General features: G+C 66.3%; 17 protein-coding genes. 7 read left to right on the top strand and 10 right to left on the bottom strand.

All coding sequences use genetic code 11. The features are described 5' to 3' along the window. The first annotated feature begins 338 nt into the window (after positions 1–338). The 3 genes from OCH7691_RS22835 (at position 339) to OCH7691_RS22845 (ending at position 2,331) form a co-directional block, all read left to right on the top strand. The gene (locus tag OCH7691_RS22835; protein ID WP_139839519.1) at positions 339–788 is read left to right on the top strand and encodes a hypothetical protein; all 450 of its coding nucleotides are present in this window, start codon (positions 339–341) and stop codon (positions 786–788) included. 146 nt (positions 789–934) lie between these two features. Next, complete coding sequence (locus OCH7691_RS22840; protein WP_139839520.1) at positions 935–1,747, top strand: hypothetical protein; 813 nt, start codon at positions 935–937, stop codon at positions 1,745–1,747. 2 nt (positions 1,748–1,749) lie between these two features. After that, a complete protein-coding gene (locus tag OCH7691_RS22845) occupies positions 1,750–2,331 on the top strand; it encodes a hypothetical protein (protein ID WP_139839521.1) in 582 nt (193 codons plus the stop codon). Positions 2,332–2,430: 99 nt separating this feature from the next. On the opposite strand, the gene OCH7691_RS05250 is transcribed toward OCH7691_RS22845, so the two are convergent. Together OCH7691_RS05250 and OCH7691_RS05255 are read right to left on the bottom strand one after the other, a co-directional pair. Continuing rightward, positions 2,431–3,315 (bottom strand): IS1595 family transposase, encoded by an 885-nt coding sequence (locus tag OCH7691_RS05250; protein ID WP_085882321.1) that lies wholly within the window; start codon positions 3,313–3,315, stop codon positions 2,431–2,433. Positions 3,316–3,593: 278 nt separating this feature from the next. Continuing rightward, positions 3,594–4,076 carry an Lrp/AsnC family transcriptional regulator gene (locus OCH7691_RS05255; protein ID WP_085882322.1) on the bottom strand — a complete coding sequence of 161 codons (483 nt, stop codon included), beginning with the start codon at positions 4,074–4,076 and terminating at the stop codon, positions 3,594–3,596. 170 nt (positions 4,077–4,246) lie between these two features. Here OCH7691_RS05255 and OCH7691_RS05260 point away from each other — a divergent pair, with 170 nt between their 5' ends. Next, positions 4,247–7,720, top strand: a complete 3,474-nt coding sequence (locus OCH7691_RS05260; RefSeq protein WP_085882323.1) for an indolepyruvate ferredoxin oxidoreductase family protein — start codon at positions 4,247–4,249, stop codon at positions 7,718–7,720. A gap of 21 nt (positions 7,721–7,741) precedes the next feature. On the opposite strand, the gene OCH7691_RS05265 is transcribed toward OCH7691_RS05260, so the two are convergent. The 3 genes from OCH7691_RS05265 to OCH7691_RS05275 form a co-directional block, all read right to left on the bottom strand. Continuing rightward, positions 7,742–8,647: an LOG family protein gene (locus tag OCH7691_RS05265; protein ID WP_085882324.1), complete on the bottom strand. Its 906-nt coding sequence runs from the start codon at positions 8,645–8,647 to the stop codon at positions 7,742–7,744. A gap of 96 nt (positions 8,648–8,743) precedes the next feature. After that, positions 8,744–9,607, bottom strand: a complete 864-nt coding sequence (locus tag OCH7691_RS05270; protein ID WP_085882325.1) for a MaoC/PaaZ C-terminal domain-containing protein — start codon at positions 9,605–9,607, stop codon at positions 8,744–8,746. A gap of 10 nt (positions 9,608–9,617) precedes the next feature. Beyond that, entirely contained in the window at positions 9,618–10,517 is a 900-nt protein-coding gene (locus OCH7691_RS05275; RefSeq protein ID WP_085883515.1) for an SDR family oxidoreductase, read from the bottom strand. A 269-nt stretch (positions 10,518–10,786) separates the two neighbouring features. On the opposite strand from OCH7691_RS05275, the gene OCH7691_RS05280 reads away from it, so the two are divergent. Continuing rightward, positions 10,787–11,239, top strand: a complete 453-nt coding sequence (locus OCH7691_RS05280) for an STAS/SEC14 domain-containing protein (protein ID WP_085882326.1) — start codon at positions 10,787–10,789, stop codon at positions 11,237–11,239. Here OCH7691_RS05280 and OCH7691_RS05285 read toward each other — a convergent pair. Genes OCH7691_RS05285 through OCH7691_RS05300 form a run of 4 tightly spaced genes read right to left on the bottom strand, consistent with a single transcriptional unit; the run spans position 11,236 to position 15,290 of the window. Continuing rightward, positions 11,236–11,703 (bottom strand): YaiI/YqxD family protein, encoded by a 468-nt coding sequence (locus OCH7691_RS05285; protein ID WP_085882327.1) that lies wholly within the window; start codon positions 11,701–11,703, stop codon positions 11,236–11,238. The genes OCH7691_RS05280 and OCH7691_RS05285 overlap by 4 nt on opposite strands. Positions 11,704–11,713: 10 nt before the next feature. Further along, complete coding sequence (locus OCH7691_RS05290; RefSeq protein WP_085882328.1) at positions 11,714–12,475, bottom strand: SDR family oxidoreductase; 762 nt, start codon at positions 12,473–12,475, stop codon at positions 11,714–11,716. A gap of 38 nt (positions 12,476–12,513) precedes the next feature. Further along, complete coding sequence (locus tag OCH7691_RS05295; RefSeq protein WP_085882329.1) at positions 12,514–14,196, bottom strand: glycosyltransferase family 39 protein; 1,683 nt, start codon at positions 14,194–14,196, stop codon at positions 12,514–12,516. After that, a complete protein-coding gene (locus OCH7691_RS05300; protein ID WP_085883516.1) occupies positions 14,148–15,290 on the bottom strand; it encodes a glycosyltransferase family 2 protein in 1,143 nt (380 codons plus the stop codon). The genes OCH7691_RS05295 and OCH7691_RS05300 overlap by 49 nt, the downstream gene beginning before the upstream one ends. 149 nt (positions 15,291–15,439) lie before the next feature. Between OCH7691_RS05300 and OCH7691_RS05305 the strand changes: the two genes are divergently transcribed. Then, the gene (locus OCH7691_RS05305; RefSeq protein ID WP_085882330.1) at positions 15,440–16,393 is read left to right on the top strand and encodes an alpha/beta hydrolase; all 954 of its coding nucleotides are present in this window, start codon (positions 15,440–15,442) and stop codon (positions 16,391–16,393) included. Here the strand turns inward: OCH7691_RS05305 and OCH7691_RS05310 are convergent. Then, positions 16,390–16,731: an antibiotic biosynthesis monooxygenase family protein gene (locus tag OCH7691_RS05310; RefSeq protein WP_085882331.1), complete on the bottom strand. Its 342-nt coding sequence runs from the start codon at positions 16,729–16,731 to the stop codon at positions 16,390–16,392. The two genes, OCH7691_RS05305 and OCH7691_RS05310, sit on opposite strands and share 4 nt — an antisense overlap. Before the next feature lie 221 nt (positions 16,732–16,952). On the opposite strand from OCH7691_RS05310, the gene OCH7691_RS05315 reads away from it, so the two are divergent. Continuing rightward, positions 16,953–18,299 carry a mechanosensitive ion channel family protein gene (locus OCH7691_RS05315; RefSeq protein WP_085882332.1) on the top strand — a complete coding sequence of 449 codons (1,347 nt, stop codon included), beginning with the start codon at positions 16,953–16,955 and terminating at the stop codon, positions 18,297–18,299. Positions 18,300–18,317: the final 18 nt, after the last annotated feature.

Consider the following 18,317-nt stretch of genomic DNA (forward strand, 5'->3'; position numbering starts at 1 on the left):
GGTCATTGGTTTGCGACTTGATGAGTACGATGGCAGTGAACGCTAGTGTTGCTTCGGGCACCACCTGATTTGGATGTATTGCCCAACCATCAGGGTACCGGGCAACCTCACTGTTCGGTCTCCAACAACAATATGACTTTTATTGCGGTGACTGAATGAAACTCGCCATTCATTCGCACAAATGCACAAACTTCAATTTGATCCAATAGAAAGAGTTTTGATTTATTTAGTAGAGAGTCGCTGGTGCATGGGATCGGGCGGCTGCGGAGACCTCAGCTAAGGCGCCCCCTTGGATTTTATCGGCTACTAGTTAGGCATTCTCTATCGGAGATTTTAACATGATAGATCCAAATAACGACGAGCCAAAAAGGAAACTGAATTTATCCTTTAAGGAAGGTCTTGCAACATTCCATGGTGTGTGGGCGGCGGTCGATTTAATAACCGACTTCGCTATCTATCGTTTCCTAAGTGTTACTCCGGAGCAGGCCCACCTCATCACATCAGGAATGATGTATGGCCGTAAGGCCCAGTTACTCGCTGATCTCGTTGGTCGGAGCGATCACCCCAAACGGGACAAGATATTAGGTGCACTCAATTGGATTCGAGGTGGTGCCAAGCGAGATATTGTCACTCACGGATATCATAAACAAGATGAGAACAATATTACATTTGTTCAGAGATCATATAGTGGGGAATTCAAAGCAGTAGAGCATTCATTTACAAATCGAGAATTCCGCGCTCATGTATTGAAGTTAATCGAAAGGGGTGTATCCCCTCAGCATACGTAAGTCGGCATTGACCTGACGCGAGAATCCCGGATACCCTTCCCGTAAAACGGGAGGGGAAAATGGCGCGGTCAATACCATATATATTCTGTCGGTATCGCATGGCGGTTCAAGAACAGGCCCTAGACGTACATGGCCAGAGACAGTTTTTGAACGAAGAACAGGGCAATGGGCTGCCGCATGGGCGGCTTCGTGCGGACAGGCCGCAAGCAAATGCCCTGATCATGGAGCCGAATGAATTCGAGTCTGACGGCGAGATTTGTTTGACGTGGTCTGTTGGCATTCGAGCTGGTGTTCGTATTCAAACAGAGTACGACAGCCAAACCCGAACACGGACCCTTCAACTCGTAGCCGATCCACATATCAGGTTTGCACCGGTCTTGGCGTTACCGGAACGAGGCATCATGGCGATAGAAGATCGATCAGGCGATGAACAGATTTCCGCCCGGCAGGCTATAGGAGCCTTTCGGACTATCATGCAAACGGTCCACGACGGCGACGGTAGTTTCGAGGTTCACCACGGCGATCCGGAAGATATTGAGCGTTGGCTCGATGAGTGGGAACTCAAAGAATATTCGTATACGATCGCGCCACTTAACCCGATTTCGGCTTCGGCATTTGCGGAGAGGCGGTCTGAGGCCATGAAGCGCGAAAATGTATGGAAAGATGCCGGGAAAGTGTTGCCGCCAGAGGGGCAATCGATGCAACCGAATGGCGGCATAATTCAAGAAGCAAATGAACTTTCAGAGGTTGGCTATGGCCAGCGTGGTTTCAGGGGGCGCACTCCAGATGGTCATATTGCGCATGTTCCAAAACCACGGTTTCATGATGACAGGCACAAGAACCTTGCCGAGCAACAGAAGCCTCATTTCGTACGCGTAATGTTCGAGCCAGATAACGGACAGGACACCTTTTTAGGCGGTCAAGTGGCTAGCGCTCTGCGGCGTTTCTACGGGGGCTAGGTATGGACAGCCGCCCTAAATTTCTCACGGCATTCTTTAAGAACGTGAGTGAATCATACGATCGAAATGGCGTGCGCGCGATTGTCCCGTGGTGGCTTTTCCTGGGACTTGCCGTCGGCACCGTCGTGGCATGGTACATGCCAGAATCTTATTGGTGGGAGAAAAAGTGGGATATCGCAACAACGGTTTTCACGGGATTTCTTGCGTTTGATGGCCTGCTGCTTGCGTTGGGCTGGGGCGCATTCTCCAAAATATATGAAATTCTGAGTACCGGATGGTTCGCCGCATTTTTGCGGCGTCACGATCTTCTCGGTGATCATCTGTTTTTTGTTGACGCGGTTCATGCGATCTTGGTTTTGTCAGCCGTTTCGAGCGGCGCGGCTCTTGTGTCCGTACTCCTCCCGCTGCCGCTTTGGTCTGATCGCATCATTCTTGCAGTAGTTGTCGGTTTATCTCTGTGGTCGCTGACGAAGGCGCTATCTGCAATGAGCATGATGAATGACTTGATATGGGAACTTGCACATTCAGAACCAGATGACCGGGGTCATCTTCGCCCGGTGGATTCTGGCGAGCGTAGCCGATGATAACGCTTCGAAAAGCCCTGAAAGAAGGCAAGCTCAAGCAGTTCATCCGGGAACACGAGAAGGACGCTCCCGGTGACCTAGAGAAGCTTGAGAAGGTGATCAAGCGTCCCGCGTCGGATAGGTCGAAAGAAGCTCGGACAGCATCGTCTCGGAACGCTTCCGACGATTGAAGCGGTACTCGAATTCCTTGGCGTAGCGCTCAAGGTACTTCGCCGAAACGCTGGTGTGCGTGCCCTTGATCGAGCACTTGAGGTGCCGCCAGAAGTTCTCAATCGAATTGACGGTCACGCCCTCGTCTGAGACGTAGCGGCCTTCGCTGTGGTTCACGGTGTCGTGGTCGTAGCCGAGCGCTGACAGATTGTCGTAGGAGGCCAGTTCGTCGGTATCGACGTAGGAGCCCTTGCGGACGTTGGCTTCGATGATTGGCTGCAAGGTCGAGCGGCGGACGTTCGGGACCACCTTGACCATAACCGCGCCGTCACGCTGCAGCATGCCGAGGACAACGGTCTTGCCGGCTGCGCCGCGACCGCGCTTGCCCTTGCGGACGCCACCAACCATCGTCTCGTCAATCTCGACGGTATGGCCGACACCGCCAAGCGGGTCTTCTCCGTCGATCTCAGCCATGTGCTCGCGGATCTTGTGGCCCATGCGATGGGCCGTCTTGTACGTCACGCCGGTCTGGCGCTGGATTTCCTTGGCAGACACGCCATGCCGGGTCGTCGTGAACAGGAAGACGACATAGAACCAGAGCTGCAACGGGGTGCGAGACTTCTCAAAGATGGTCCCGACAGTCGGGTGCAGGTGATTGCCGCACCACTGGCAGGAGAACGCCCGTTCGGCCTCTATCGGATACCACTTGGCTTCACGTTCGCAACGGGGGCAGACATGGCCCTGGCCGAAGCGTACGTCGAACAGATGCTGAAGGCAGGCCGCATCATCGGGGAAGAGTTTGAAGAATTCACGGACTGTCGTCGGCTTGGGCATTGGATGTTCTCCTTATGCCCTATAGGTGGGAATTCATTCACCGTATGTCAAGGGGATACACCCCAATCGAAATGGCGCATCAGCTAGAAGATGGCCTCGATCTCGATTGGGATGATGTGCGCGAGTTTGGAAACGCTGCATTCAATCTCAATCGTAAGTCGAAGAACTCTCCTCGTAAATCAAGGCGCGGAAGATGATTGAGTTCCGCCGACTAATCATGATGGGCTTGCCAAATGGGCATTACCCCATAGAAAGCGATGCGATTAATCTTGTTATCGTCACCTTTCCCGGATCGCCTCCTCCCCCACCGGCAGGGCGCTGTCCCATTTGACCTCGCGCAGCGCGAAGTTGGAATGCACCCGGGCGACGCAGGGAAGCTGGAAGACAAAGTCGCGCAGGAAGCGGTCGTAGGCGGCGATTTCCGGCACGACGACGCGGAGCAGGTAATCGGCCTCGCCGGTGGTCGCGTAGCATTCGAGGATCTCCGGGTGGCGCCGGACCGCCGCGACGAAGGCCTCGGTCGTTTCCATCGTATGTCGCTCCAGGCTGATATGGGCGAAGACGCATTCGCCCTGGCCGACCTTCTTCGGGTCGAGCAGCGCGGTATAGCGGCGGATCACGCCCGTCTCCTCCAGCGCCTTGACCCGCCGCCAGCAGGCCGCCGCCGACAGCCCGGCGCGCTCGGCCAGCTGCTGGTTGGTGAGCCGGGAATTCTCCTGCAGGGCGGCGAGGATGCGCCGATCCGATTTCTCCAGAATCATGATTGCCGAATAATCCTTTCAGTATGCGGCGCATACTCGCGAAAAATATCCGAAATCCTATGTCCGGACGGATTGGATAGAAAGCCTTTTTCGCCGAGACCGGCCTAGACTCGTGTCCGTGACTGCCAACAGCGCCCGTGCGGGTCGCGGGCGGGAAGGACGGGACGGACATGGATATCGCCGAGCCGGAAGACCGCTGGGGCACCCTGCTGGACCGGGCCTACGGTCTCGACGACCGCTACCGGCGGGAGCACGGCCGGGTGTTCCTGACCGGCACCCAGGCGCTGGTCCGGCTGATGCTCATGCAGCGCGCGCTCGACCGCCGCGACGGGTTGGCCACGGCGGGTTTCGTCGCCGGCTATCGCGGCTCGCCGCTCGGCGGTGTCGACCAGGCGCTGTGGCAGGCGGCCGGGCATCTGAAGGATCATGACATCCGCTTCCTGCCAGCGCTGAACGAGGATCTCGCGGCGACCGCGGTGCTCGGCTCCCAGCAGGTCGAGGGCGCGCGGGGCGCGACGGCGGACGGCGTCTTCGCGCTCTGGTACGGCAAGGGACCGGGCGTCGACCGGGCCGGTGACGCGCTGAAGCACGGCAACGCCTTCGGTTCCTCGGCCCGTGGCGGCGTGCTCGCGGTCGCCGGCGACGACCATGGCTGCGTCTCCTCCTCGATGCCGCACCAGTCGGACGAGGCGATGATTGCCTTCGGCATGCCGGTGATCCACCCGGCCGATGTCGCCGACTATCTCGATTTCGGCCTCTGGGGCTTCGCCGCCTCGCGCTTCTCAGGCGCCTGGGTGGGCTTCAAGGCGATCTCCGAGACGGTTGAAAGCGCCGCGAGCGTGCCGCTGAAGCCGCTGCCCCGCTTCGCCCTGCCGGACGGTTACATGCCGCCCGCGGGCGGGCTCAACATCCGCTGGCCGGACCTGCCCGGCCCGCAGATCGAGGAACGGCTGTTTGCCAAGCGGGAGGCGCTGCTCGCCTTCGCCCGCGCCAATCCGCTCGACCGCGCGGTCTGGCGGCCGAAGCGGGCGCGCATCGGCATCGTCACCGTTGGCAAGGCGCACCAGGACGCGCTGGAGGCGCTCCGCCGGCTCGGCCTCGACCGGGCGGGCGCCGAGGCGGCCGGGATCGGGCTCTACAAGGTCGGGCTGGTCTGGCCGCTGGAAGGCCGCGGGCTGGCCGAGTTCGCCCGGGGCCTCGACACGCTGGTCGTGGTCGAGGAGAAGCGCGGGCTGGTCGAACGACAGGTGAAGGAGCTGTTCTACGGCCTGCCGGATGGCGAACGCCCGGCGGTGCTCGGCAAGCGGGACCGGGCCGGCAAGGCGCTGGTGCCCGAGGGTGGCGAGCTTCGCCCGCGGATGCTGGCGCGCCTGCTCGCGCCCGTGCTGGAGACCGCGCTGCCGGGCATCGCGCTCGATCGCTCCGCGCTTGCCGACGTCGCGCATGCCCGCCCGACCGGCGACGGGGCGAAGCGGCTGCCCTATTTCTGCCCGGGCTGCCCGCATTCGACCTCGACCAGGGTGCCGGAGGGTTCGGAGGCCTTTGCCGGCATCGGCTGCCATTTCATGGCGTCGTGGATGGACCGCTCGACCACCTCGCTGATCCAGATGGGCGGCGAGGGGGTCAACTGGGTCGGCAAGGCGCCGTTCACCGGCGACGGCCATGTCTTCCAGAATCTCGGCGACGGGACCTATTTCCATTCCGGCCTGCTGGCGATCCGCCAGGCGATCGCCGCCGGCGTCAACATCACCTACAAGATCCTCTACAACGACGCGGTCGCGATGACCGGCGGCCAGCCGGTCGACGGCACGCTCTCGGTGCCGGCGATCGCCGCCCAGGTCCGGGCCGAGGGCGTGACGCGGATCGCCCTGGTCGCGGCCGAGCCGGACAAGTACCGCGCCCGTGCCGGCCTGCCGGACGGCGTGACGATCCACCATCGCGACGACCTGGACGCCGTGCAGCGCGAACTGCGCGAGGTTCGGGGCACCTCCGTGCTGATCTACGACCAGGCCTGCGCGACCGAGCTCCGCCGCAAGCGGAAGCGCGGAACCGTGCCCGAGGCGCCGAAGCGGGCCTTCATCAACGAGGCGGTCTGCGAGGGCTGCGGCGACTGCACTGTGCAGTCCAACTGCCTCGCCGTGCAGCCGGTCGAGACCCCGCTCGGGCGCAAGCGGCAGATCGACCAGGCAGCCTGCAACGTCGATCTCTCCTGCCTCAAGGGCTTCTGCCCGAGCTTCGTCACCGTCGAGGGTGCGCGCCTGCGGAAACCCGCCGCAGCCGAGATCGACCCGGCGCTGTTCGCGGCGCTGCCCGTACCGGCGGCGCGCGGGCTCGACCGGCCGTGGGAAATCCTCGTTGCCGGGGTCGGCGGCACCGGCATCGTCACCATCGGGGCGCTGATCGCCATGGCCGCGCACCTGGAGGGCAAGGGCGCCCGCGTGCTCGACTTCACCGGCTTCGCCCAGAAGGGCGGCGCGGTGCTGAGCCACGTCCGCCTCGGCGCCGATCCGGCGGCGCTCCACCAGGCGCGGATCGACGAGGGCGCGGCCGACCTCGTCATCGCCGCCGACCTCGTGGTCGCCTCCGACCGGGCGGCGCTCGCCACCTGCCGGCCCGGCGCGACCCGGATCGTCGCGCATTCGGCCGAGATCCCGACCGCCGAGATGCTGCGCAACCCGACCGCCCGCGTCGACGTGGACGGCCGGCTGGCGGCGCTGGAGGCGGCGACCGGCAAGGGCCGCGTCAGCGCGGTCGCGGCCGGGCGCCTCGCCCACCGGCTGATGGGCGATCCGGTCTTCGCCAATGTCATGCTGCTCGGCCATGCCTTCCAGCAGGGGCTGGTGCCGGTTTCCGAGGCCGCGCTCGACCGCGCCATCGAACTGAACGGCGTCGCCACGGCCGACAATGCCCGGGCCTTCGCCTGGGGCCGGCTGATGGCGCACGACCCGGATGCCGTGCTTCGCGCCGCCGGGATCGAGGCGGCACCGGTCGCGGAGGACGCGGCGGCGATGATCGCCCGCCGGGCCGCGAGCCTCGCCGATTACCAGGATGCCGCCTATGCCGACCGCTATCGCGCCTTCATGGCCCGCGTCGCGGCGGCCGAGAAGGCCGAGCAGCCGGGCGGGGAGGCGCTGACGCGGGCCGTCGCGCAGGGTCTCTACCGGCTGATGGCCTACAAGGACGAGTACGAGGTCGCCCGCCTGATGACCGACGGCCGGCTCGAGGCGAGCCTGAGGGACCGCTTCGAGGACGATTACCGGCTCGCCTTCCACATGGCCCCGCCGCTGCTCTCGCGAAGGAGGGACGCCCTCGGCCGCCCGGCGAAGATGGCTTTCGGGCGCTGGTTGCTGCCGGCGATGACGCTGCTGGCGAAGGGCAGGCGCCTGCGCGGGACGGCGTTCGACCCCTTCGGGCGAAGCGCGGAACGGCGCATGGAGCGGGCGCTGATCGGCGAATACCGGGCGATCGTGGAAGGCCTGCTCGCCGACCTTTCGCCCGACAGCCATGCCCGGGCCGTCGAGATCGCCGGCCTCGCCGACGAGATCCGCGGCTACGGCCCGGTCAAGGAGGCGAATGTCGCCCGCGTCCGCGCCCGCTGGGCCGAACTGCTGACCGTCAACGCGGCACCGCGCCGGGCGGCCTGAGCCTTCGCCCGCGCTGGCCGGCTATTCCGTCGCGTGCTCGCGCCGGGCGCGGACGAAGGCGGCCTTGATCATCGCCCAGGCCTCCTCGGCGCTCTCGACGAAGCGGAACAGGTCGAGGTCCTTCGCGCCGATCACCTCGGCCTCGACCATGGCCTCGAAGTTGATCACCTTGCGCCAGTATTCCTCGCCGAACAGCAGCACCGGCATGGGGCGGATCTTGCCGGTCTGGATCAGGGTCAGGGTCTCGAACAGCTCGTCCATCGTGCCGAAGCCGCCGGGGAAGATCACCAGCGCCCGCGAACGCATCAGAAGATGCATCTTGCGGAGCGCGAAATAGTGGAACTGGAAGCAGAGGTCCGGGGTGATGTAGGGGTTCGGCGCCTGCTCGTGCGGCAGCACGATGTTGAGGCCGATGCTGTCGGCCCCGGCCTCGCTGGCGCCGCGGTTGGCCGCCTCCATGATGCCCGGGCCGCCGCCGGTGACGATGACGTGGTTGTGCGGGCCGGCTTCCGCCCCGGGCTCCGAGACCAGGCGGGCGAAGCGCCGCGCCTCCTCGTAGTAGCGGCTGAAGTCGAGCTGGCGGCGGGCGCTCGCCAGCGCCTCGTCGGCATCGGCGTCGCCGCTCTCGACGGCCTTCTCGGCCGCCGCCAGCGCCGCCTCGGCGGTTTCCCGGTCGGGCGTCCGGGCGCTGCCGAAGACGACGATGGTCGAGCGGATGTTGTGTTCCTGCAGGACCAGTTCGGGCTTCAGCAGCTCGAGCTGCAGGCGGACCGGTCGCAGCTCGTCGCGCATCATGAAGTCCATGTCGGCATAGGCGAGTTCGTAGCTCTTCGCCTCGGTCTGCCGGCTGCCCGCCCGGTGGCGGGCCCGCTTCATGTCCTCCGACGCGCTCGGGAAGGGTGCGTCGCGTTTCTCGTTGTCCGCCATCTCGGTCCGGTTCCTCGCCTTCTGCTGGTCCTGGGACCGGAGTGTAACGGCAAAGCCGCCGGAGGAGTATCCGGGTCGGGGCTGGATCGCGGCACGCTACCCGGCGATCTCGGCCCGGCCGTTGTTCAGCACCACGACGTCGCGCTCGACGACCCGGGCGCGGAAGGCGACGGCGCCGTCGCCCTCGTTCCAGATCTCGGTCCGGATCGTCTCGCCCGGATAGACCGGCGCGGAGAAGCGCAGTTCGAGGCTGCGGAATCGGCTCGCGTCATAGCCGCAGGCCTGCTTCAGGATCGCGTGCCCGGCGACGCCGAGGGTGCAGAGGCCGTGCAGGATCGGCCGCGCGAAGCCGGCGGCGCGGGCCACCGCCGGATCGGCATGCAGCGGGTTGAAATCGCCCGACAGCCGGTAGATCAGCGCCGCCTGCGGCAACGTCGGCAGTTCGACCGTCGCGTCCGGCGCCCGGTCGGGCAACGGATGGGGCTTCTTCGTCGGGCCGTCGGGGCCGCCGAAGCCGCCGTCGCCGCGCGCGAAGGTGGTCGAGGTGAGCGTCGCCAGCAGGTCGCCGGATGCCTTCTCGTAGACCTTGCGTTCGGAATAGAGCAGCGCGCCCTTGTCCGCGCCCCGGTCGACGATGCCGGTGAAGCGGGTCTCGCCGATCACCGTCGCCTCGGCCGGGATCGGCTTGTGGATCGCGATCCCCTGTTCGCCGTGCAGGATCTTCACCCAGTCGACGCCGAATTCCGGCCGTTTCAGGAAGAAGCCCGGATAGGCGAGCACGACCGCCATGGTCGGCAGCGCGGCCAGGCCGTCCTCGTAGGTGAAGCGGAGCTGGTCGGTGTCGAGCGGGTCCGAACCCAGCCCGACGCCGAGCGCGTAGAGAATGCTGTCACGGGCGCTGTAACGGTGTTCGAGCGGCTCGAACGGCCAGTTCATCAGCTTGTCGTAGTCGATCGCCATGGCTGCTTCCTCAGACCGGATCCCAGGAGAAGACGTCGGCCGAGCGCTCCAGCGGCGTCAGCGAACTGCGCACCGCCGGCGCGAAGCGGTCGGCGACGCTTTCCGGCGTCCAGCCCTCGGAGGTCTGCAGGTTGCGGACCGGGCGCGGTTGGCTCATCAGGCAGATCTCGTTGTTGCGGACGGCGAAGATCTGGCCGGTGATCTCCTTCGCCTCGTCGCTCAGGAGATAGATGCAGAGCGGCGCGATCTTCTCCGGCGTCATCGCCTGGATCTTGGCGACCCGCTCGCGCTCGGCCTCGGTGCCCATCGGGATGGTGCCGATCAGCCGGCTCCAGGCGAACGGCGAGACGCAGTTCGAGCGGACGTTGTAGCGCGACATGTCCAGCGCGATCGAGCGTGACAGGCCGGCGATGCCGAGCTTGGCGGCGGCGTAGTTGGCCTGGCCGTAATTGCCGATCAGGCCCGAGGTCGAGGTCATGTGCACCATCGCGCCGGAGCCCTGCTCGCGGAAATGGGTCGCCGCCGCCCGCGCGGTGTTGAAGCTGCCCTTCAGATGGACGGCGATGACGCTGTCGAACTCCTCCTCCGACATCTTGTGGAAGATGCGGTCGCGCAGGATCCCGGCATTGTTGACGAGGCCGTCGATGCGGCCGAACTCGCGGATCGCCGTCTCGACGATCGCGGCGCCGTCGGTCGCGACATTGCCGAAGTCGGCGACCGCCTCGCCGCCGTTGTCGCGGATTTCCCTAACCACCTCCAGGGCCGGGATCCGGTCGGCCCCGTCGCCGCCTTCCGAGCCGCCCAGGTCGTTGACCACGACCTTCGCGCCATAGGCCGCGGCCATCGTCGCGATGCCCTTGCCGATGCCCCGGCCGGCGCCGGTCACGACGACCACCTTGTCCTTCAGCATGGCGCGTTCGACCATCCGTTCCTCCCTCGTTGTGGCTTCTTTCCCGAGCCGACCAACCGTTTGTTTATCGACGCCCGGCGGCGCTGGCAACGATCCCGGCGATCGTGCGGGCCATTGTCACGATATCGCGAGGCCCCTGTACAGGGCGCCTGGAATCCCATATTGAGCCCGGCGCGGCAAAATCTGACCAGGTGGTCAGCAAACCGTGCCGCTCACCACCGGGCCATCGCCGGCCCGGTCCGTCAGTCCCGAAACACCGCCGGACCGCCATGCCATTTCGCTACCTGAGTGATGAATCCGAGGCTGCCTTCGTCTGCATCGGCGAAGGCCAGGTCAGCCAGGACGATATCCGCGCCTGCCGCGAGACGATCGACGCCGAACGGCGCGAGACCCCGGTTCATCTCGTGCTCGATCTGCGTGCCGTCGATCATCTGGCCGCCGATGCCGATACCGTGCGCGCCGTTGCCGAACGCACGTCGCTCGACGGCCTCCGCTCGGTTTCGGTGGTGGCCGGGGGGCTCGCCGTTTTCGGGCTTGGCCGCATGCTCATGACGCTCTGCGAAATGCGCCCGGACGCGAACGGCGACGAGGCCCCGGTGCCGGTGTCGGTGTTCCGCGACATGGCCGCCGCGAAGGACTGGATCGCGACCGTCGCGGGCCGGGTCGCTGGTTGCGGCGAGGGCCTGTCCCGGCCGGAAGGGGCCGGGTGGATCGAGCGTTAACGTCCGCGCTTCAGCTTCTGCAGCGCGTTCTCCAGCGCATTCAGGAAGCGGCTCCGGTCCGCCCTGGTGAAGCCCGCGCCGCCCGGCGTCAGCATGCCGGTTTCGCGCAGGTGGGCGTTCAGGTCGCGCATCGCCAGCGCCATGCCGATATTGCCCTCGGCAAAGGGTTTGCCGGTCGGCGAGATCACCGTCGCGCCGGCACTGACGCAGCGGGCGGCGAGCGGGATATCGGCGGTGACGACGAGCGCGCCCGGGCCCGCGCGCTCGGCGATCCAGTCGTCGGCGGCGTCCGGGTCGATCGGCACCGAATGCAGCTGGAACAGCGGGTTGTCCGGCACCCGGAGCCAGCTGTTCGAGACCACGTGTACCGGCAGCCGGTGCCGCTCGGCGATCCGGTAGATCTCGTTCTTCACCGGGCAGGCGTCGCCGTCGACATAGATCGCGATCTCGCCGTCGGCACTCACGGGCGCATCCTCAGCCGCGGCCGATCAGCGGCATCTTGGTCGCCATCACGGTCATGAACTGGACATTGGCGTCGAGCGGCAGCGAGGCCATGTAGAGCACCGCGCTCGCCACGTGGGCGACGTCCATCACCGGTTCCGCCTTGATCGAGAGGTCGGCCTGGGGCACGCCCTGCGGCATGCGCTCGGTCATCGGCGTGGCGGCATTGCCGATATCGATCTGGCCGCAGGCGATGTCGAACGGCCGGCCGTCCAGCGAGGTCGACTTGGTGAGCCCGGTCATCGCGTGCTTGGTCGCGGTATAGGGCGCCGAATAGGGCCGGGGCGAGGTCGCCGAGATCGAGCCGTTGTTGATGATCCGCCCGCCCATCGGGGTCTGCGCCTTCATCAGCCGGAAGGCAGCCTGGGTGCAGTAGAAGGCGCCCGACAGGTTGACGTCGACGACGCGGCGCCAGTCCTCCGGCTTGAGATCTTCCAGCGGCATCGGCGGCGTGCCGGAACCGGCGTTGTTGAACAGCAGGTCGAGCCGGCCGAACACCGCCCTGGTCTTCTCGAAAAGCGCCTGGACCGCCTCAGGATCGGTGACGTCCGTGGCGACGGCGAGCGCCCGTTCGCGCCCCTCGCCAGCCTCGGCCAGGGTCTCATCGAGCGCCGCCATGCGCCGCCCGGCAATGGCCACCCGGTAGCCCGCGCCGAGCAATGCCAGCGCCACGGCGCGGCCGACGCCGCTGCCGGCGCCGGTGACGATGGCGACCTTGTTGTCCTGCCTGTTCATGTCCTCTCCGCGATCAGGATGGCGAATCTGGCGCCACGTTACGGCGAGCGGACCGCCCCGTGAAGGTCAAAGCGCCTCACCTCGACGGTTTCCATGCGCCCGGCATGGCGTTCGACCGCTTCGAGCGCATAGCGCTTGCCCAGCGCGTCGCGGAGCTCGAGGCTGTGCTCGTAGTGCATCTGGCCGCTTGGCCCGTCGACGCGCATGTCGAGGACGAAAAGGAGCGTCCGGAAACGCGGCGCGAGCGCCTCGATCCGGGCCATCGCCTCGCTCACGGTGTCGGTCTCGTCCCAGATCTCCGCATAATCGATCGGGGTGAAGATCTCCGGGTGCGTCCAGCGGGTGAAGCCGCGATAGCTGGCCGGGCGGTTGCGCATGTAATAGCCGAAGGTCGGGCCGAGATAGTCCGGCGCCAGCACGATCAGGCTCTGCCGGAGCGTGACGTCGTCGAGCGAGGCGGCGAAGCTCCGGATGCCCGACTGGGCCATGCCGCGGGTCTGCTTCACATATTGCAGCCCGGGCCAGGCCAGCGCGAGCGCGCCGACGGCGGCGAGCGCCAGCAGACCCGGTGCCCGGACCGATACCGGCAGGGGCAGGCCGGCCAGCGCGCGCGTTCCCCGAACCGCGAAATAGGCGACGAGGATCGGCGCGAAGGGAAGCGTGTAGGCCCCCGAATGGCCGATCGTCGCGTCGGCGACCAGCGTGCCGAGGCCGCCCAGGTGAAGGGCCGCGAGCGCGACCTCGGCGGGCGCCGTCTCGGCGGGTGTCCGCCGCCGGAGTCGAAGCAGCAGGCGGAACGCCTCGCCGGCGAGCACGAGCAGCAGCAGTGCCGCCGCGACCCGCACCCAGTCCCCGGCCCAGGGCAGCATGTAGGCGAGATTGTCGAGCAGGAGCCGCGGCCGCGCGGCGAGATCGAGCGACTCGCTCCAGGGCAGGCCGGTCCGGTAATGGTCGAGAAAGATCGGGAACCAGGGCGCGAAGAGGAGGCAGATCGCGGCGCCGGCGATCGCCATGCGGCCGAGGTCGGGCGCGCCGATCCGGGCGAGCCGCAGCCCGACGGCGACGCCCGCCAGCACGGCAAGCAGGATCACGCCGGTATATTGCACGTACAGCAGCGCCGTGGCGGCGAGCGTGAACAGTGCCCAGCGGCCGGCGCTTCCGACGGTCGCGGCGCGGATGAAGGCGGCGACCGTGGCGATCACCAGCAGAGCCGAAAGACTGTAGGGCCGCGCCTCATGGGAATAGATGATCATTTCCGGCGCCGTTGCCGCCCAGAAGGCGGCGAGCAGTCCGCCCGCCGTCGCGACCCGGCCGGAGGCGCCCGCCCGGGCCAGGCAATAGAGCGCCGGCAGCAGCAAGAGGCCGAAGAGCGTCGCCGGTATCTTCATGGCGATCTCGCCCGCGCCGGCCAGTTCGATCCAGCCGCGCATCAGCAGGTAGAAGCCCGGCGGGTTGAGCTCGCTCCAGGCAACGGTCGCGAGCAGGTCGGAGAAGCCGCCGGCCATGGCGTCGAAATAGGTCGAGCCTTCGTCCCGCCAGAGGCCGATCCCGATCATGACCGCACGCGCGGCAAGCCCGCCGGCCAGGATCATCGCGAACAGGATGAACGGGCGGTCGAGCAGCAGGCGGCCGACCCTGGCGGCCGGTCGCGCCGTCCCGGTCGTCTCCGCGCTCAGCGTCTTGCCTTCCAGGTGTAGACGGAGGTCACCGCGTAGTTCCACACGGCACCGACCAGCACGCCCGCCAGGCCGGACCAGATCCACAGCGTGTCGAAATCCTCGAACAGGTAGACCGCGACGCCGATGTTGGCGATCGCACCGACGCTGCAGGCGAGGCAGAACGACAGCCAGCCGGTCAGCAGGCGCCAGCCCCTGAGCTGCCGGTCGCGATAGGTGAGCAGGTTGTTGAGCGCGAAATTGAAGGTCATCGCGACCAGCGTCGCGACCGTCTGGGCCAGCCCGAAGTTCTGCTCGAGGACCCGGAACAGGCCGTACAGCACCGCCATGTGAACGAACACGCCGAGCCCGCCGACGACGGAGAACATCACGAAGCGGGCCGGGATATAGGCGCCGAAGGTCTTCTCCACCAGCATCGCCAGATATTCGAAGGCGACCGCCGAGGACAGCTTGCTTTCCCCGGCATGCCGGGTGCGGAACTGGAAGCCCAGTTCGCGAACCCGGAGCGGCGTCTTCGCGGTCGACAGGATATCGAGCAGGATCTTGAAACCGATTCCCGAAAGCCCGGGGGCGAGAGCGAGCAGGATCGGGCGGCGCAGCATGAAGAAGCCGCTCATCGGGTCGCTGAGCGAAACCTTGGTCAGGCGCCGGGCAAGCCAGGTGGCGGCCCGCGAGATGAAGACCCGCTGGGAATCCCAGTCGCCGACGCCGCCGCCGTCGACATAGCGGGAGCCGACGACGATATCGACTGCCGGGTCGGCGAACTTGGCCATCATCCGCGGCAGCAGCGCCTCGTCATGCTGCAGGTCGCCGTCCATCACAGCGACCAGAGGCGCCGCCGTCGCCAGCATGCCCTCGATGCAGGCGGACGAAAGCCCGCGACGGCCGATTCGCTGCAGGCAGCGCACCCGCGAATCGGTCAGTCCGATCGCCCGGACCGCGTCGGCGGTGCCGTCGGTGCTGTCGTCATCGACGAAGATGACTTCCCAGCGCCGCCCGTCGAGACAGGCATCGAGGCGGCGGACCAGTTCTTCCACATTGCCCGCCTCGTTGAAGGTCGGAACGATGACCGCGAGTTCCAGCGCGGAATCAGGCGACAGCTCGCGGGCGCCGGGACGCGGATCGTTCCCGTCCGACATCCGCGAGGTCTTGGCCTCCATAGACAGCGCCTTTGTTGATTATTGGCTCGGCCGGTTGCATATCGGTCGGAACCCGTCATGCGGATGCATTTCGAGCGCTGATAATGCTAAGAATGCGATCGTTACGCAATCCGGAGGTAAATTGAGGAATGAGCGGCCTGGAAACCTGGGATCATTTCGTCGAGAGCAGCGTGCCGGGCTGCAACGTGCTGCTCAGGAATACCCGACGGACCGATGGTTCGAAGGGCACCGTTCTCTGCATTCATGGCGCGACCTATCCGTCGATCGTGACGTTCGACTATTCGATCGACGGCCGATCGTGGCTCGAGGTGCTGGCCGAGCAGGGCTACGATGCCTGGTGCATCGACCTGCCGGGCTATGGCGGCTCCGACCGCCCGCCAGCGATGCAGGCTCCGCCGGAAGCCAATCCGCCGATCGTCGATACGGCCGAGGCGGAGGCGACGGTGCTGCTCGCCATCGACTACATTCTCGCCGAACGCTTCATCTCGAAACTGTCGCTGATCGGCTATTCGTGGGGCAGCGCGATCGCCGGCGGCATCGCCACGAAGATTCCGCGGAGGATCTCGCGGCTGGTCATGCTCGGGGCGCTCTGGATCGGTGTCGAGGGGCGCGGCATCGCGGTCGGCGCGACGGGCGGCGCCTACCGGCTGACCAACGCCGAAGCCGCCGCCGCGCGCTGGCGCCTCGGGCTGACCAAGGCGCAGCAGGCGACCATCGCCCCGCCCGGCCATATCGAGGCCTGGGCCGATCGGGCCGTGGCCAGCGACCCGGCCTCGGTCGAAACCGATCCGCCGATCCTGCGTGCGCCCACCGGCGTGATCAAGGATGTCGCGGAATTCTGGCAGCAGGGCAAGCCGACCTACGACCCCGGGCTCATCGAGGCGCCGACCCTGATCGTCGTCGGCGAATGGGACCACGAGACAACGCCGGACCAGGGGCTGGCGGTCTTCGGGCGGCTCGAACGGGCGGCCGAACGCCGCTATCTGCTGATCGGCCGGGCGACCCATTCGCTGCCGATGGAGAACCAGCGCCATGCGCTCCATGCGAGCGTCGGCGCCTTTCTCGGCGAGGACACGGACTAGCCTTTCCCCGTCTCGCGCTGTTCCGGGACTTCCCGGGCGCGCCGCTCGTGGTGGCGGGAGCGGTCGTCGAACCGTTTCAGGATCCGGCGGGCCGCCACCGGTACGTAGGCGGCCTCGTAATCATGGCCGGCGAACGCCTTTACCGCATCGAGATCGCGGAACCACATGAGCGTGGTGAACTCGACCTCGTCGCCGTCGTCGCGGCGCAGGAGTTCGATTGCCTCGAAGCCGTCGACCCGTTTCGCGAAGATGCCCGGAAAGACCTCGCCCTTCAGTAGCGCCTCGTAGGCGTCGGCGTTCGCGGGCGTCGTCCAGCCCCGCCAGATGCGCACGATCATCGTGACCCTCCGTCGCGTTTCCAATGCCCCCCCCGGCCGCCGATGATAGGCGCGCCGGGGGGCGATGTCCCGGCTGAAGCGGCGTCGGGCCAGGCGCTTCCTGGGTCGGGCCGCCGGCGACGCGGGGCTGACCGGCGCGTGACTCCCCGTGCCGGTCGGCACGTCGCCCGAATTGCCTTCCGCCGCGATCGCATGCCTAATGGCGGCAGAGGAGGGCGCGCATGGACCGGGAGACCGATTTCCTGGCCGGCTTCGAGACCCTGCGGGCGCTGGTCTCGGAGTTTCTCGCCGCGGTGCTGCAACCCTGGACCGGCATCCAGTTCGCGGTGATCGCGGCAATCCTCGTACTCGGGCTGTTCGTCGGCGCTCGAATCGAACGGCGGCTGGAACCGCGGTTGCGCGAGATCCGCGGAAAGCCACGGCTGCTCCGCGTGCTGGCGATCCTGTTGCGCCGGATGCCCTGGTTCGCGACCACGATCCTGCTCTGGCTCACGGTCGCCGCGATGCGCGAGGTCACCTGGCCGAGCCGGAGTTATTTCATCACCGTCGCGGCGATGCTGGCGACCGCCTGGCTGGTCATCACCGTCGCCTCGCGGGTGATCCGCAACCGCCTTCTCGCCCGCGTCGTCGCCGCCATCGTCTGGGCGATCGTCGCGCTCGAGATCACCGGCTCGCTCGACGCCACGCTCCGCCTGCTCGACGCCGTCGGCTTCGATCTCGGCGAGGGCCGGATCAGCCTGCTGGCGGCGCTCAAGGCGACGGTGCTGTTCGGGCTCCTGTTCTGGGGCGCGGTCGCGCTCGGTCACCTGGTCGAGACCCTGCTCAACCGCAGTGCCGACCTGACGCCCCGCATCCAGGTCCTGCTGTCGAAAACGGTGAAGTCGCTGCTGCTGGTGCTTGCCGGGCTGACCGCGCTGACCACGCTCGGCATCGACCTGACCGCGCTCACCGTGTTCTCGGGCGCGGTCGGCGTCGGCGTCGGCTTCGGCCTGCAGAAGGTGGTCTCGAACTACATTTCCGGCATCATCATCCTGCTCGACAAGTCGATCAAGCCGGGCGACACCATCTCGCTCGGCGAGACCTTCGGCTGGATCCGCTCGCTGCAGGCGCGCTTCGTCTCGGTCGTGACCCGCGACGGCAAGGAATACCTGATCCCGAACGAGGACCTGATCACCGGCCAGGTGGTGAACTGGTCCTTCTCCGACACCCTGATCCGCCTCGACGTGGAATTCGGCGTGTCCTACGACAGCGATCCGCATGAGGTCACCCGCCTCGCCATCGAGGCGGCGAAGACGGTCGACCGGGTGCAGTCGAGCACCACGCCGGTCTGCTGGATGACCGGCTTCGGGGAATCGTCGCTCGACTTCGTGCTGCGCTTCTGGATCGCCGATCCGCAGCGCGGCCTGACCAATATCCGCGGCCAGGTACTGCTCGCCTGCTGGGATGCCTTCAAGGCGGCCGGCATTGCCATCCCCTTCCCGCACCGGGAAATCATCATGCGGACCCCGGTGGAGATCCGGCGGGCGCGGGACAATGGCGAAGACGGCGGCGTACCGCCGAAGGACTGAAGGCAGAAACGAAAACGG

Origin of the sequence: Oceanibacterium hippocampi, from assembly GCF_900172325.1 — a bacterium.
Lineage (GTDB): Bacteria > Pseudomonadota > Alphaproteobacteria > Sneathiellales > Sneathiellaceae > Oceanibacterium > Oceanibacterium hippocampi.

Excerpts from the sequence above, each read along its gene's own strand:
- OCH7691_RS05280 (WP_085882326.1), top strand. The coding sequence starts at position 10,787 with ATGCCATTTCGCTACCTGAGTGATGAATCCGAGGCTGCCTTCGTCTGC.
- OCH7691_RS05260 (WP_085882323.1), top strand. The coding sequence starts at position 4,247 with ATGGATATCGCCGAGCCGGAAGACCGCTGGGGCACCCTGCTGGACCGG.
- OCH7691_RS05250 (WP_085882321.1), bottom strand. The coding sequence starts at position 3,315 with ATGCCCAAGCCGACGACAGTCCGTGAATTCTTCAAACTCTTCCCCGAT.
- OCH7691_RS05315 (WP_085882332.1), top strand. The coding sequence starts at position 16,953 with ATGGACCGGGAGACCGATTTCCTGGCCGGCTTCGAGACCCTGCGGGCG.
- OCH7691_RS05255 (WP_085882322.1), bottom strand. The coding sequence starts at position 4,076 with ATGATTCTGGAGAAATCGGATCGGCGCATCCTCGCCGCCCTGCAGGAG.
- OCH7691_RS05290 (WP_085882328.1), bottom strand. The coding sequence starts at position 12,475 with ATGAACAGGCAGGACAACAAGGTCGCCATCGTCACCGGCGCCGGCAGC.
- OCH7691_RS05265 (WP_085882324.1), bottom strand. The coding sequence starts at position 8,647 with ATGGCGGACAACGAGAAACGCGACGCACCCTTCCCGAGCGCGTCGGAG.
- OCH7691_RS05310 (WP_085882331.1), bottom strand. The coding sequence starts at position 16,731 with ATGATCGTGCGCATCTGGCGGGGCTGGACGACGCCCGCGAACGCCGAC.
- OCH7691_RS05305 (WP_085882330.1), top strand. The coding sequence starts at position 15,440 with ATGAGCGGCCTGGAAACCTGGGATCATTTCGTCGAGAGCAGCGTGCCG.
- OCH7691_RS05300 (WP_085883516.1), bottom strand. The coding sequence starts at position 15,290 with ATGTCGGACGGGAACGATCCGCGTCCCGGCGCCCGCGAGCTGTCGCCT.
- OCH7691_RS05275 (WP_085883515.1), bottom strand. The coding sequence starts at position 10,517 with ATGCTGAAGGACAAGGTGGTCGTCGTGACCGGCGCCGGCCGGGGCATC.
- OCH7691_RS05270 (WP_085882325.1), bottom strand. The coding sequence starts at position 9,607 with ATGGCGATCGACTACGACAAGCTGATGAACTGGCCGTTCGAGCCGCTC.
- OCH7691_RS22845 (WP_139839521.1), top strand. The coding sequence starts at position 1,750 with ATGGACAGCCGCCCTAAATTTCTCACGGCATTCTTTAAGAACGTGAGT.
- OCH7691_RS22835 (WP_139839519.1), top strand. The coding sequence starts at position 339 with ATGATAGATCCAAATAACGACGAGCCAAAAAGGAAACTGAATTTATCC.